The organism is Aminobacter niigataensis (assembly GCF_014200015.1).
Classification (GTDB): domain Bacteria; phylum Pseudomonadota; class Alphaproteobacteria; order Rhizobiales; family Rhizobiaceae; genus Aminobacter; species Aminobacter niigataensis.
In genome coordinates, this window is sequence record NZ_JACHOT010000004.1 from 341,119 (window position 1) to 354,121 (window position 13,003).

Sequence of the window (13,003 nt, forward strand, 5' to 3'; positions counted from 1 at the left end):
ACCTCCGTCAGGCGACGCCCGACTGGCGGCTGAGCGCCAGGCCCGAGGCCTCGATGCGGCGCACGCCCGAGGTCGACGCTTTCGGCGTCTCGGCCGGGCGGGTTTCGCGGCCGACGAGGCTTGCGATCTCCGATAGCGGCTGGGGCCGGCCAAACAGGAAGCCCTGCATTTCGGAGCAGCCCTCGGCGCGCAGGAACTCGAAGTTCTCCTGCTTTTCGACACCCTCGGCGAGCACCGGGATGCGGAGGTCGTTGGCCAGCAGGATGGTCGCCCGGACGATCGCAGCTGACGCGCTGTCATTGGCCACGTCCTCGACGAAGGAACGGTCGATCTTGACCCTGTCGAAGGGGAAGATCTGCAGCGTCGACAGCGACGAATAGCCGATGCCGTAGTCGTCCATGGCGATGGTGACGCCCAGCGCCTTGAGCTGGCGCACCACATGCAAGGCGCGCTCGCGGTCCTCGATGATGCTGGCCTCGGTGATCTCGAGCTCCAGCCGCGAGGCGGCGAGGCCGGTCGCCAGCAGCGTCTCGTGGACGACCCTAGGCAGGTCGGCCTGGGTGAGCTGGGCGGCGGCGATGTTGACGGCGATCTTGTAGGGCTTGCGCCACGTCGCCACTTCGGCGCAGGCGGTTCGCAGCACCCACTCGCCGATCGGGATGATCAGCCCGTTCTCCTCGGCGATCGGGATGAATTCTTCGGGGGCGACGAGACCGCGTTCGCGGTGATGCCAGCGCAGCAGCGCCTCAAAAGCGGTCACTTCGCCGCTCTTCATGTCGTGCTGCGGCTGGTAATAGAGCTCGAACTCGTCGCGATCCAGCGCATGGCGAAGCTCGATGGCGAGCGCACTGCGCTCGCGCCGGCCCTCGTCCATCGACCGGTCATAGTAGCAGATCTTGTCGGTCAGGGCGCGCTTGGCGCGATACATGGCAAGGTCGGCGGCGCCGATCAGGTCGTCGGCGTCGCCGGCATGGTCGGGATAGAGACTGACGCCGACGCTGGCGCCGACCGACAGTGTCTTGGCCTTGTTGTGGATGGGATCGAGGACGCTGTCGACGAGGCGGCGGACAAAGCTGTCGACCTCTTGCCTGGAGCCGATGTCCTGCTTGACGGCGACGAACTCGTCGCCGCCGACGCGCGCGACCAGTTCGCCCGGACCGGTCAGTGCCTTCAGCCTGTTGGCAAGGGTCTGCAGCAGCAGGTCGCCCGCATTGTGGCCGTGGACGTCGTTGATTTCCTTGAAGCGGTCGAGGTCGACGACGATGACCGCTGCTTCCTTGCCGGCGGCGGCGCTGCGCTCGAGCATTGCGGGCAGGTTGTCGGAAAGGAATGCGCGGTTGGGCAGGCCGGTCAGCGGGTCATGCTGCGCGGCATGGCGGAAGCTGTCGACCAGTTCGCGCTGCGACTTGGCATCCATTGCATAAAGCGTCAGGCCGGCGATGATCGCCATGGTGGCCAGCACCAGGACGGCTAGGAATTCGCTCGAAAATACCTTTGTCGGCACCGGCACCGAGGGATCGGGCACCAATGTTGCCGCGCCCATGCCGGTGAAATGCATGGCGCAAATGGCAAGCACGAGTGCAACGACCGACAGCGGCTTGGCGAAGCGGATGCGCTGGCGGGCGGCCAGGTGCATCGCCAGCGCACCGAAGGCCACGGCAAACAGGATCGAGGCCTCGACCAGCCTGGCGTCCCATTCGATCCGGCCGGCGAACTCGTAGCCGCTCATGCCGGTGTAGTGCATGGCGACGATGCCGATACCGATCACCGCACCCCCGGTTTCAACCGGCATGCCGTTGGGCGGCGTTGCCGAGAGATGCAGTCCGGCAGCGGTGAAGGCGATGGCGATGAGCAGCGAGGCAATCGTCAAAAGAGGATTGAACGCGGCGTCGAAGGGCAGCTGGAAGCCAAGCATGGCGACGAAATGGGTGGTCCAGATGGCCGAGCCGCAGGCGACGCCCGAGAGCATGATCCATGCGAACCGCGCTTCGGGGGAGAGGCGCGCGGCGCGGTCGAAAAGCCGCATCGTCATGGCCGCACCGGCGACGCAGACGATCGCCGCAATGACCACGAATGAATAGTCATGCTCGTAAGCAAGACAGGAAATGACCTTGAACATCGCCACGCCTCAATTCCAGCCAGGACTTCCTGGCAGACCCCGGAACGAGTGTTCACAGCAAAGATGAAAGAATTTCCTAATGTAACAATGGTTTCGCTCGGGCTAGACGACTTCGGTGGCGATGAATCGCCTGTGCCAGGTCTCGCCGGTGAGATATCCGGAGGGAGCGGCTACTGGTCAGCCGCGAACAATCGCCCTGGTTGCGAATCCGGAGCTTATCTCGCACAAATGGACGTCTTAGTTCAAAGGAGCAAGACATGGCCGAGACGAAGACCAAACGCTTCGAGGCAACACTGACGGCGCTGCGGGGCATCCTGATCGTTGCTGCGGCTCTGGTCGGGTTGTTCTATCCGGTGCAGGCGGTGAAGCTGCTGGTCATGGTCGGCGGCGGCCTGCTGCTTGTCGATGGCGTGCTCGGGCTGGCGACGATCGATCATGCGGCGCCGCGTACGACCGGCCACTGGCTGGCATTGGCGCGCAACGTCCTGTCGATCGCCGCCGGCGTGATCGTGCTGGCCAGCGGCATCCTGGCCAATGTCTTCACCCTGTCCTTCATGGCCGGGCTGGTGGGCGCTCTTGCCCTGGTCGTCGGCCTGATCGAGATGGTGTCGAGCTTCATCGACAACGAGCGCCAGACGCGGCTTTGGCCGACGCTGGTAGGTGGCGCGGTCTATGCCGCCTTCGGCCTGGCGCTGATGTTCGTGCCGCTGACCAGTGCGGCGACGCTGATGCGAATCGCCACGATCCTGATGCTGCTCTATGCCTTGCTTCTGTTCTATCGCGCCTGGCGCATCCGCGCTGGGGCCTGATTCGGTCAGCGCGCGCCGGAGAAACCGGTGAGGAGGCAGTCAGGTTGTCGCCGAGCGCATCGCAGAGATAGCCGCCTTCCTGGACCATGACAGTGGGCAGGCCGAGGCGAGCGATCGCTTCGGCGATGCGCGAAAAGCCCGGCGTGGTGACCGACAGGCCGCCGAACGGGTCGCCCTCGAAGGCGTCGAGCCCGAGCGCGACGACGAGTGCATCGGGCGCGAAAGCCTGGATGCGGCGGCTGGCGCGGTCCAGCGCGGCGAGAAACTCGGCGTCGCCCGATTTGCGTGGCAAAGGCAGGTTGAGATTGTAGCCGAGGCCGCCCGCTTCGCCGCGTTCGTCGGCATGGCCCCAGAAGAAAGGGTAGAAGCGGCTCGGATCGGCATGCAGCGAAACCGTCAGTACATCGGGCCTTGCGTAGAAGATGCCTTGGGTGCCGTTGCCGTGATGCAGGTCGACGTCGAGGATGGCGACGCGTGCCCCCGTGCCGCGTAGCCGCTGCGCGGCGATGGCCGAATTGTTGAAGAAGCAGAAGCCGCCGGCGACGTCGGCGAAGGCATGGTGGCCCGGCGGCCGGCACAGCGCATAGGCGGCCGGCTCGCCGGACAGCACGGCGTCAGCGGCGGCCACCGCGCTCCAGGCGCTCCAGTAGGCACTGTCGAAAGTTTCGGCCGATATCGGGCAGGCGGTGTCGGCCATGTGATAGCCGGCCTGGCCGGCAGCGCCTGCCGGATAGCTGCCGTTGCGGGCGAAGGGGTGGATGTTGGGGATCACCTCGGCCGACGCGCCTTCCATGCGTTGCCAGCGCTCAAAGATGTGGGCCAGGAACTCGATATATTCGGGCGTGTGGATGGCGGCGATGGGTCCAAGTCCGAAACTGGGCGGGCGGTGGATCGTCGAGCCTGCGGCGCGGGCGCCCGAAAGCAGGCGCTCGACGCGCTCGGGCTGCTCCGGATTGGGCTTTTGCATCCCCATCGACAGGAAAGCCTTGGGGGCGTGGCGCTTCTGCTCGTCGGCGTAGAAGGTCTTCATGTCTGCTCCCCGATGGCTCCGCTCAGACCGGCAAAAGCGTCGCCGCTGGCAATGTAGGATCGCTGATCGCTCGTCCAAGCAAAACCGAGCCTGACATAGAAGGGGTGCGCCCGCGCGTTGTCGTCGTCGACCGCCAGGCGCATGTAGACGCCGCCTCTGCCGCGGCAAAGCCCGGCGACATGGCGCAAGAGCCGCTCGCCGATGCCGAGACTGCGGAAATGCTTGTCGACATAAAGGTCCTGGACGAACACGCCGGGGCGGCCGTACCAGCTCGAGAAAATCGGGAAGAACAGGCACATGCCGGCAAACGCGCCATCCACTTTCGCGATGACAGCCTCGAAGGCCGGGTTTTCGCCGAAACCGAAACGCCGCAGGTCCGCTTCGGTGCAAGCTACGCCGTCGGCCTCGCCGACATGCTCGGCCAGGCCGGTGATGGCCTGCATCAGCAGCGCCGCATCGTCCGATGTCGCCGGGCGAATGGTGACGGCGATTGGCCGCTTGGCTGTGATGCTCATTCGGTCGAACTCCCGCGCGGATGCGATCTTGATAGCATCCGGCGGAACCGTGGCGAGCAGGATTCAGTCGCTGGCTGCAAGGATCCGGCCGCCATGTCCCGATGCGCTCAGGCCTCGACGACCTTAAGCCGTTTGTCGAACACGCCGAGCACGCGAGCCAGTTCGTGGCCGCGCTTGAGGATCAGGCCGCCGGCGGCGATCACCGAGAAGGCACCTTGTTTGCGGGCGAGCCGGGGGTCCTTGACGATCTGGAACAGCGGGGTTTCGCTGGTGCGGCGGAAAACCGAGAAGACCGCGCGGTCGCTAAGATGGTCGATGGCGTAGTCGCGCCATTCATTGGCGGCAACCATGCGTCCGTAGAGCCTGAGGATCTGGTCGAGCTCCCGCCTCTCGAACGCGACCGGGAGGTCCGGGCGCTCCCGCCGGGCCTCATGAAGCGGGATCACTGTGGATGTCTCGCCATCCTCCGCTCCAGCACCGCGATCCGTCATCAATCGTTCCCTTGCAGAATACGACTACGGCTAAGAATCGCCCATTCGCGCCGGAATTGCAACCCGCGGCGGCGAATCAAACCATGCGGCGAACGATGCACATGGGGTTACCGCAACGGTAACGTTTACAAGACAGGCTGTTGGAATTGGTGATGACTCGCCACATTCCTGCCGTTTATTATCCGCGCTGACGCCCCAATGTCCGACGAATTTAGCCCCGTTGCCTGAGACGGTTCGGTCCGGCACTGGCTCGTAAACCCCAAGCCCCCCGCCCACGGGCCCGAGTCGGATCGAACCAACCTCGGTTCTTACTGGAACCAGGTGCGACGATCCCAAAATCTGAAGCCGACGTCAGGCAGCAAGCTGGCGTCGGCTTTTTTGCATGCCGGTTCGGGTTCGTCCGGGACGCGTCTAGTTGACCGGCCTGCGCACCACCGCCGCGCCGAGGATCGGGCCGGGCAGGCCATCCTTGCCGACCGCCTGCAGCAGGACGGCGCAGCCGCCCTTCTTTTCCACTTCGCTCCTGGGCAGTTCGTAGCGCTGTGGCTTGCCGTGCCACATGCCAGCGGTATGCAGGTCGGTGACGGCATTCCAGTAGGTGACCTTGCGGCCCTTGTTCTCGCCCTTCTGGAGATCGACCTCCTGTGGCGCTTGGTAGTGGACGACCACCACATGGGCTGCACTGCTCGGCCCCTCGGCGGCTCCGACATCGATGGTGAAGGTGTCGGGGTTTTCCGTGATCTTGATGTCGATGTTCATCGCCTGGCCGGTCTTGGCGAGGTTGTCGAGCGCGCCGGTCACGTCTTCGCGCTTGGCACCGCTGACATGGGTGCGGCCATTGATGACGGCCTGGGGCGTGTAGACGGAGCGCGAGCCGAAGGCGCGCATGTAGGCATACTGGCGCTCGGTGTTGTCGTTGCTCGCCAGCTTGTCCTGCCAGCCGAGATAATCCCAATAGGTGACGTGGTAGGCAAGCGCCACCATGTCATCTTGGGCAGCGAACTCGGCGAACAGTTCGTCGGCGGGAGGACAGGAGTTGCAGCCTTGGCTGGTGAAAAGCTCGATCACGCCGAGCGGACGATCCTTCACCTGGGAATTGGCTGAACCGGCAAATCCGGTAAAGGCCAGCGCCACGGCTGCCAGCCGAAAATATCTTCGAAACTCCATGACCAATCCGGATCCTCAGCCGACGTCACCGGCTTTTCTTGTCGTTGGCGAAATATGTGGCAGATGCGCCATTCAACGGGAAGTCACGTTGCGGTGAAATTTTGGCAGCTATGCATTTCCGCTGCGTCACCTTCGGCGTGCGGAATTTCTTATCGAAAAATGCCCCTAGATGGGTAGGATCGGGTACCGGCGGGGGAAGCATCGATGCTGGAACAGCTAAGCCAACATGTCGATCTTTACTGCGAGCGGCTGGGCCCCGGCCTGTGGGCCGAACCGCTCAATGCGGTCAGCAACCTTGCCTTCTTCGCCGCCGGTTTCTGGGGCGTCTACGAGGCGCGGAGGCTGAAGGCGGGCGTCTTCGCAGAGGTGCTGGGCTGGTGGGTGGTGGCAATCGGGATCGGCTCGACGCTGTTCCATACCTTCGCCACCGAAGCCACCAAATGGGCCGACATCCTGCCCATTGCCGGCTTCACGCTTGCCTATACGCTGTTCAACCTCAGGCGTTTCGCCGGCATGGCCTGGCCGAGGGCGCTGGCCATCTTCCTTGGTTTCTACATCGCGGTCGGCCTGTTGACCTACATGGTGCCCGACTGGCTGCGCGCGGCCTCGAACGGCACTACCGGCTACCTGCCGCCGTTCCTGGCACTGATCTTCTTCGGCTGCGTGGTCATCGCCAAGGGCAGTGCAGCCGGCTGGTACAATCTCGCTGCTGCTGCGATCTTTCTCGGCTCCGTCACTTGCCGGGTCCTCGATCCGATGGTCTGCGATGCCATGCCGATCGGCACGCATTTCATGTGGCATGTGCTCAACGGGCTGATGCTCGGCGTGCTGATGGCCGCAACGACGCGCTACGCAAAGCCCCGGACGGAGCCTCAGTCGATGTCGGGAGCCGTCGGCGCATGGCAGTGAACAGGCGCGGGCATGGCCGCGCGCCATCGACAAGCCCGGTCGGTCAGGCAGAGACTGCCGGCTGAGCGTGCCGTTCGGCCCAGCGGTCGAGCCAATCGGCGCCCTGCATCTCGATGAGGCGTGACGACGTACGGTCGAACTCGAAGGCCTCATGGCCGCGCTTGCCGGCATAAAGTTTGTCGGGCGAGGCGGCGGCGCTGAGCACCAGCCGCACATTCTGGTCGTAGAGCGTGTCGATCAGCAGGATGAAACGCTTGGCTTCGTTGCGGTTGGCTTCGGCCATGACCGGCACGTGGTCGACGAAGATCGTCTGATAGTGCGCCGCAATGGCAAGATAGTCGCGTGCCGCAAGCGGCTTGTCGCAGAGATCGGCGAAGCCGAAGCGCGCGCACCCGTCGACCGCTGCCGGTACATGCACCTTGCGGCCCTTGACGGCGACGGTCGCCGGCTGGGCCGCGGCGCCATGGGTCACCGCCGCCCAGGCCTTGTCCATCGCCTGGTCGGCCGCTTCGCCGAGCGGGCTGAGATAGACCGGGACACGGTCGAGCTTCTCCAGCCGGTAATCGGTGTCGGCATCGAGGTTGAGCACCGCGGCGTTCTGTTCGAGCATGGCGATGAAGGGCAAGAACAGCTGGCGGTTCAGTCCGTCGCGGTAAAGGTCCTTCGGCGCCACGTTGGAGGTGGCGACGAGCACCACGCCAAGCCCGAACAGCGCCGAAAACAGCCGCGACAGGATCATCGCATCGGCGATGTCGGTGACCGAGAACTCGTCGAAGCACAGCACCCAAGCCTCTTCGGCAAGGGCTGCGGCAACCGGCGGGATCGGATCGTCGTCGCGCGAGGTGCCGTTTTTGCGCGCCGCCCGCTGCTTCTGGATACGGTCGTGAACGTCGGCCATGAAGTCGTTGAAATGGACGCGGCGCTTGTGCTTGACCGGCACGAGCTCATAGAACATGTCCATCAGCATGGTCTTGCCGCGGCCGACGCCGCCATAGACATAGAGCCCCTTCACAGGCTCGCGCTGGGGCTTGCGCTTGGCGAACAGCCAGCCAAGCGCACTCGATTTGCGCGCCAGGCGCTTGTCGGAAATCTCGTCGATCAGCCTGTCGAGGGCGGCGATGATGGCTAGCTGCGCCGGATCGCGCCGAACGTTGCCGAGCTCGACCAGATGGTCATAGCGCTGCCTGACGGTCACATGGGTCTGTAGGCCGTCACGCAGGTGCATGGTTCACTCTGGCACGAATTCGAAATTTGCTCTTAGCGGTTGAGCGAGATCGGCAGGCCGTTCGAGGTCTGGCCGTCGAAGCGGCCTGCGCCCGACGAATAGAGCCTGGCCAGCGGCGAGCCGCCTTCATCATAGAGCGTCAGTTGCTTGCCGGCGACGTTCCACGACTTGACGCCGTCGACCGGTGCCGGGCAGCGCAGCGGGCCGGCGCGGAAGCCCTGGCCGAACTTGGTCTGCGGCGTCGCCACCTTGCAGCTCTGGCCAGAAACCGAAGCACTCCACACACCAGCCACGCTTGCCGCGGTGAGGTCGGGCGCATTGGCGGCAGCGGCGCCACCGTCGGCGGGCAAAGCCGCGACCTGGGTCTGCTGCTGGGGTGCTGCAGGGAACTGCGAGGCGCTGGCTGCGCCGGGTGCTGCTGGCGGCGGCAGCTGGCCGCTGGTCACCGTGCCTGCAGGTGCCGCGGGCAGCGGCGCGGGCTGTGTATCCATCGAGGAAAGGCGCGAACTGGTGCAGCCGGCGGCCGTCATCAGCGCTACCAGCGATGCGGCCAGTAGGCCGGTTTTCGAAAAAGCCATTGCAGTCCCTCCGTCGGGGCAGTTCTGGGGGCGCCCCCGCGCGATCGATAGCTCGCCTCTAAAGCGGCGAAGTTGGCAGAATTTCAACCCGATATGGTTAAAATAGGGTTTGCATATGAAATTGTTGCAAAATTGCCTCAATAGGCTGGCGCGCCGCGAGACTGGTAATTCGACGATGTTTCCGCCATATAGGCGCCGAACAGCCACGAGAAATGTCCGCCATGGCCAGTGAGGCCCCATTCGCCAAGATGAACGGGCTCGGCAACGAGATCATCGTCGCCGACATGCGCGGTCGCACGGACCGCGTTGCGCCTGCCGCGGCGATTGCGCTCGCCGCCGATCCGGCGACGAAGTTCGACCAGATCATGGCGATCCACGACCCGCGCACGCCGGGCACCGTCAACTATATCGAGATCATCAACGCCGACGGCAGCCATGCCCAGGCCTGCGGCAACGGCACGCGCTGCGTCGTCCAGGCGCTGGCCGCCGAAACCGGGCAGAAGGTCTTCACCTTCGAGACCGTCGCCGGCATCCTTAATGCCGAAGAGCACGCGGACGGCTCCATCTCCGTCGACATGGGCGCCCCGCGCTTCGGCTGGCAGGACATTCCGCTGGCGGAAGAGTTCCGCGACACCCGCGCCATCGAGCTTCAGATCGGCCCGATCGACGCGCCGGTGCTGCACTCGCCGTCGGTCGCCTCTATGGGCAATCCGCACGCCATCTTCTGGGTCGACAACGACGTTTGGTCCTATGACCTCGACCGTTTCGGCCCGCTGCTGGAAAACCATCCGATCTTCCCCGAGCGCGCCAACATCTCGATCGCGCAGGTGACGTCGCGCGAAACGCTGAACCTGCGCACCTGGGAGCGCGGCGCCGGCTTGACGTTGGCCTGCGGCTCGGCAACTTGTGCCGCTGCCGTCTCCGCCGCACGCACCGGCCGCACCGGCCGCACCGTCACGGTCACCGTGCCGAGCGGCGGCACTCTCCAGATCGACTGGCGCGACGACGACCACGTGGTGATGACCGGTCCGGCCGAGTGGGAATTCTCCGGCAGCTTCGATCCGGCCACCGGCGGCTGGAGCCGCGACCGGCAGGACGTCGCCTGATGGCGGTGGATGTCGTCACCTTCGGCTGCCGCCTCAACACCTACGAATCCGAGGTGATGAAGCGCGAGGCCAAGGCCGCCGGGCTCGACGAGCTCAAGGGCGGCGCCGTCATCTTCAACACCTGCGCGGTCACCAGCGAAGCCGTGCGCCAGGCCAAGCAGTCGATCCGCAAGGCGCGGCGCGAGAACCCCGACGCGCGCATCATCGTCACCGGCTGCGCGGCGCAGACCGATCCGGCCGCCTTTGCCGACATGACCGAGGTCGACCTCGTGCTCGGCAACGAAGAAAAGCTCAAGGCGCATAATTACCGCGCGCTGCCCGATTTCGGCGTCAACGATTTCGAGAAGGCCCGGGTCAACGACATCTTTTCCGTGCGCGAGACCGCCGGTCACATGGTCGACGCCATCGAGGGCAGGGCGCGTGCGTTCGTGCAGGTGCAGAACGGCTGCGACCATCGCTGCACCTTCTGCATCATCCCCTACGGCCGCGGCAATTCGCGTTCGGTACCGATGGGGGCTGTGGTCGAGCAGATCAAGCGTCTCGCCGGCAACGGCTATGCCGAGGTGGTGCTGTCGGGCGTCGACATGACGAGCTACGGCGCCGACCTGCCGGGCGCGCCGCGCCTCGGCAAGCTGGTCAAGACCATCCTGCGCCAGGTACCGGATGTGCGTCGCCTGCGCCTGTCCTCCATCGATTCGATCGAGGCCGACGACGACCTGCTCGAGGCGGTCGCCACCGAGAAGCGTCTGATGCCGCATCTGCATTTGTCGCTGCAGTCCGGCGACGACATGATCCTGAAGCGCATGAAGCGCCGCCACCTGCGCGACCAGTCGATCCAGTTCTGCGCTGATGTGCGCAAGCTGCGCCCCGACATCGTCTTCGGTGCCGACATCATTGCCGGCTTCCCGACCGAGACCGACGAGATGTTCGAGAACTCGATCCGTATCGTCGAGGAGTGCGGGCTGACCCATCTCCACGTCTTTCCGTTCAGCCCGCGCGAAGGCACGCCCGCCGCGCGCATGCCGCAGGTCAGACGCGAGATCGTCAAGCAGCGTGCCGCGCGCCTGCGCGCCGCCGGCGAGGGGGCCTACCAGAGCCATCTCGCAAGCCTCGCGGGCACGCGCCAACAGGTGCTGGTCGAGCGCGAAGGCCTCGGCAGGACTGAAGGTTTCACGCTCGTCGCGCTCGATCGCGGAGAACCGGGCGAAATCGTCGAGGTCGACATCGCCGGGCATGACGGCGAGCGGCTGACAGCGGCACCGGCCGCCGCACGTGCGGCCTGACGAAAGCAACCGCATGGCATTCGGGTTCATCAAGAAAGTCTTTTCCTTCGGCAAGAAGGAAGCCGTCGAGCAGCCGGCCGAGGACGAGGTCCTGCCGCCGCTGAATTTCGACGCGCTGGAGGCGCTGAAGCCGACGGAAGAGACTCCGGTCGCTCTGGAAACGCCCGTTGCAGTGGAGACGCCGGCAGTCCCGGTCGAGGAGCCGAAGCCGGAACCTGCTCCTGAAAGGCCGTCGGCGCCGCCAGTTGTGCCCGAACCGAAGCCTGCCGAGCAGCCTGTACCGGTCGAGCCCGCGCCGCAGCCTGCCCCCGAGGAGGAGCCCAAGCCCGAACCCGCGCCGGAAGTTCCTGTTGTCGAGCCGGAAAAGCCCGCCGAGCAGCCTGCGCCTGCGCCGAGCCCGGTCGAACCCGCGCCTGCGCCGGCAGAAGTTCCGCTGCCGCCGGCGGAGCCGTCCACGCCCGAGCTGCCCGAGGAAGTCCCTGTCCAGCCCGCGCCTGTGCCAGCCGAACCGCCGCTCGAAGTGCCTGTTCGCGATGAGGTTGCGCCGCAGCCCGAAGTGGCCGCCGAAGCCGAGCCTGCGCCTGCGATTCCCCTCCCCCTCGAGGGGAGGGTGGCCGCGCAGCGGCCGGGAGGGGTCGCCGAATCGTCGGACGCGACACAATTCGAAGCTACGCAGGCGCCGAGCACTGCCGAGACAACCCCCTCTGGTCCTTCGGACCATCTCCCCCCCGAGGGGGGAGAGGACGCCCAGCCATCGCCTGTTGCCCAGAAACCCGCGGCCGGCAAGGTCACGGTCCAGAAGAAGGTCGAGCAGAAGGCTGAAATCGTCGAAGCTGCCGCGCCAGCGCCGCGGCAAAGCTGGTTCCAGCGCCTGCGCCAGGGCCTGTCGCGCTCGTCGAAGGAGCTGTCGGGCAACATCGCCGGCATCTTCACCAAGCGAAAGCTCGACGAAGACACGCTGCAGGACCTCGAGGACGTGCTGATCCGTGCCGACCTCGGCGTCGAAACCGCGCTGCGCGTCACCGATGCGCTGGCCGCCAGCCGCTACGGCAAGGACGTCTCCGACCATGAGGTCCGCTCGATCATGGCGGTCGAGGTCGAAAAGGTGCTGAAGCCGGTGGCGCTGCCGCTCGAGCTCGACCTGTCGCACAAGCCGCATGTCATTCTTGTCGTCGGCGTCAACGGCACCGGCAAGACCACGACCATCGGCAAGCTCGCGGCCAAGCTCACAGAGGGCGGCCTGTCGGTCATGCTCGCCGCCGGCGACACCTTCCGCGCCGCAGCCATCGAGCAGCTGAAGATCTGGGGCGAGCGGACCAAGTCGCCGGTCATCGCCAGCAAGCTGGGCGCCGATGCTGCCGGCCTCGCATATGACGCTTTCGAGAAGGCCAAGGAAGCCGGCTCGGACGTGCTGATCATCGACACCGCCGGACGCCTGCAGAACAAGGCCGAGCTGATGGCCGAGCTGGAAAAGATCGTGCGCGTGCTCGGCAAGCTCGATCCCGAAGCGCCGCACACGGTGCTGCAGACGGTCGACGCCACCACCGGCCAGAACGCACTCAACCAGGTTGAGATATTCCGCAATATCGCAGGTGTGAATGGCCTGGTGATGACAAAGCTCGACGGCACGGCGCGCGGCGGTATTTTGGTCGCAATCGCCGCCAAACATAAGCTGCCGGTCTATTTCATCGGTGTCGGCGAACAGGTCGACGATCTCGAACCCTTTTCGGCAAGCGATTTCGCCAAGGCGATCGCAGGAGTCGCCTGACCC

The 13,003-nt window shown here is 65.4% G+C and carries 11 protein-coding genes and 1 pseudogene; 5 read left to right on the plus strand and 7 right to left on the minus strand.

What is annotated here, in order from left to right; all coding sequences use genetic code 11:
* Positions 1–7: 7 nt before the first annotated feature.
* Positions 8–2,119, minus strand: coding sequence for a putative bifunctional diguanylate cyclase/phosphodiesterase (locus GGQ99_RS16875; protein ID WP_246389635.1), 2,112 nt, complete (start codon positions 2,117–2,119; stop codon positions 8–10).
* 257 nt (positions 2,120–2,376) lie between these two features.
* On the opposite strand from GGQ99_RS16875, the gene GGQ99_RS16880 reads away from it, so the two are divergent.
* Positions 2,377–2,928: a DUF308 domain-containing protein gene (locus tag GGQ99_RS16880; RefSeq protein ID WP_183263415.1), complete on the plus strand. Its 552-nt coding sequence runs from the start codon at positions 2,377–2,379 to the stop codon at positions 2,926–2,928.
* A gap of 5 nt (positions 2,929–2,933) precedes the next feature.
* On the opposite strand, the pseudogene GGQ99_RS16885 reads toward GGQ99_RS16880, so the two are convergent.
* The 4 genes and pseudogenes from GGQ99_RS16885 to GGQ99_RS16900 all read right to left on the minus strand — a co-directional run bounded on the left by GGQ99_RS16885 (position 2,934) and on the right by GGQ99_RS16900 (position 6,131).
* Positions 2,934–3,958 (minus strand): annotated as a pseudogene (locus GGQ99_RS16885) (histone deacetylase family protein).
* The gene (locus GGQ99_RS16890) at positions 3,955–4,473 is read right to left on the minus strand and encodes a GNAT family N-acetyltransferase (protein ID WP_183263416.1); all 519 of its coding nucleotides are present in this window, start codon (positions 4,471–4,473) and stop codon (positions 3,955–3,957) included. The pseudogene GGQ99_RS16885 and the gene GGQ99_RS16890 overlap by 4 nt, the downstream one beginning before the upstream one ends.
* 107 nt (positions 4,474–4,580) lie before the next feature.
* Positions 4,581–4,964 (minus strand): DUF2794 domain-containing protein, encoded by a 384-nt coding sequence (locus tag GGQ99_RS16895; protein ID WP_108606266.1) that lies wholly within the window; start codon positions 4,962–4,964, stop codon positions 4,581–4,583.
* Positions 4,965–5,375: 411 nt separating this feature from the next.
* A complete protein-coding gene (locus GGQ99_RS16900) occupies positions 5,376–6,131 on the minus strand; it encodes a DUF1223 domain-containing protein (RefSeq protein WP_183263417.1) in 756 nt (251 codons plus the stop codon).
* Between the two features lie 204 nt (positions 6,132–6,335).
* On the opposite strand from GGQ99_RS16900, the gene GGQ99_RS16905 reads away from it, so the two are divergent.
* Positions 6,336–7,040: a ceramidase domain-containing protein gene (locus tag GGQ99_RS16905; RefSeq protein WP_183263418.1), complete on the plus strand. Its 705-nt coding sequence runs from the start codon at positions 6,336–6,338 to the stop codon at positions 7,038–7,040.
* A gap of 43 nt (positions 7,041–7,083) precedes the next feature.
* On the opposite strand, the gene zapE is transcribed toward GGQ99_RS16905, so the two are convergent.
* Together zapE and GGQ99_RS16915 are read right to left on the minus strand one after the other, a co-directional pair.
* Positions 7,084–8,265, minus strand: a complete 1,182-nt coding sequence (gene zapE, locus GGQ99_RS16910) for a cell division protein ZapE (protein ID WP_183263419.1) — start codon at positions 8,263–8,265, stop codon at positions 7,084–7,086.
* Between the two features lie 32 nt (positions 8,266–8,297).
* Positions 8,298–8,843: a protease inhibitor Inh/omp19 family protein gene (locus tag GGQ99_RS16915; protein WP_183263420.1), complete on the minus strand. Its 546-nt coding sequence runs from the start codon at positions 8,841–8,843 to the stop codon at positions 8,298–8,300.
* A 221-nt stretch (positions 8,844–9,064) separates the two neighbouring features.
* Between GGQ99_RS16915 and dapF the strand changes: the two genes are divergently transcribed.
* From dapF to ftsY, 3 genes are read left to right on the plus strand one after another with little or no spacing between them, the layout of a single operon-like run.
* A complete protein-coding gene (gene dapF / locus GGQ99_RS16920) occupies positions 9,065–9,949 on the plus strand; it encodes a diaminopimelate epimerase (protein WP_183263421.1) in 885 nt (294 codons plus the stop codon).
* Positions 9,949–11,232: a tRNA (N(6)-L-threonylcarbamoyladenosine(37)-C(2))-methylthiotransferase MtaB gene (mtaB, locus tag GGQ99_RS16925; protein ID WP_183263422.1), complete on the plus strand. Its 1,284-nt coding sequence runs from the start codon at positions 9,949–9,951 to the stop codon at positions 11,230–11,232. Before dapF ends, mtaB begins: the two co-directional genes overlap by 1 nt.
* 13 nt (positions 11,233–11,245) lie before the next feature.
* Positions 11,246–13,000 carry a signal recognition particle-docking protein FtsY gene (ftsY, locus tag GGQ99_RS16930; protein WP_183263423.1) on the plus strand — a complete coding sequence of 585 codons (1,755 nt, stop codon included), beginning with the start codon at positions 11,246–11,248 and terminating at the stop codon, positions 12,998–13,000.
* The last annotated feature ends 3 nt before the right edge of the window (positions 13,001–13,003 follow it).

Bases quoted from the DNA above. Each gene is read 5' to 3' on its own strand.
- GGQ99_RS16895 (WP_108606266.1), bottom strand. From the start codon at position 4,964: ATGACGGATCGCGGTGCTGGAGCGGAGGATGGCGAGACATCCACAGTG.
- GGQ99_RS16915 (WP_183263420.1), bottom strand. From the start codon at position 8,843: ATGGCTTTTTCGAAAACCGGCCTACTGGCCGCATCGCTGGTAGCGCTG.
- GGQ99_RS16890 (WP_183263416.1), bottom strand. From the start codon at position 4,473: ATGAGCATCACAGCCAAGCGGCCAATCGCCGTCACCATTCGCCCGGCG.
- ftsY (WP_183263423.1), top strand. From the start codon at position 11,246: ATGGCATTCGGGTTCATCAAGAAAGTCTTTTCCTTCGGCAAGAAGGAA.
- dapF (WP_183263421.1), top strand. From the start codon at position 9,065: ATGGCCAGTGAGGCCCCATTCGCCAAGATGAACGGGCTCGGCAACGAG.
- GGQ99_RS16900 (WP_183263417.1), bottom strand. From the start codon at position 6,131: ATGGAGTTTCGAAGATATTTTCGGCTGGCAGCCGTGGCGCTGGCCTTT.
- GGQ99_RS16880 (WP_183263415.1), top strand. From the start codon at position 2,377: ATGGCCGAGACGAAGACCAAACGCTTCGAGGCAACACTGACGGCGCTG.
- GGQ99_RS16905 (WP_183263418.1), top strand. From the start codon at position 6,336: ATGCTGGAACAGCTAAGCCAACATGTCGATCTTTACTGCGAGCGGCTG.
- zapE (WP_183263419.1), bottom strand. From the start codon at position 8,265: ATGCACCTGCGTGACGGCCTACAGACCCATGTGACCGTCAGGCAGCGC.
- mtaB (WP_183263422.1), top strand. From the start codon at position 9,949: ATGGCGGTGGATGTCGTCACCTTCGGCTGCCGCCTCAACACCTACGAA.
- GGQ99_RS16875 (WP_246389635.1), bottom strand. From the start codon at position 2,119: ATGTTCAAGGTCATTTCCTGTCTTGCTTACGAGCATGACTATTCATTC.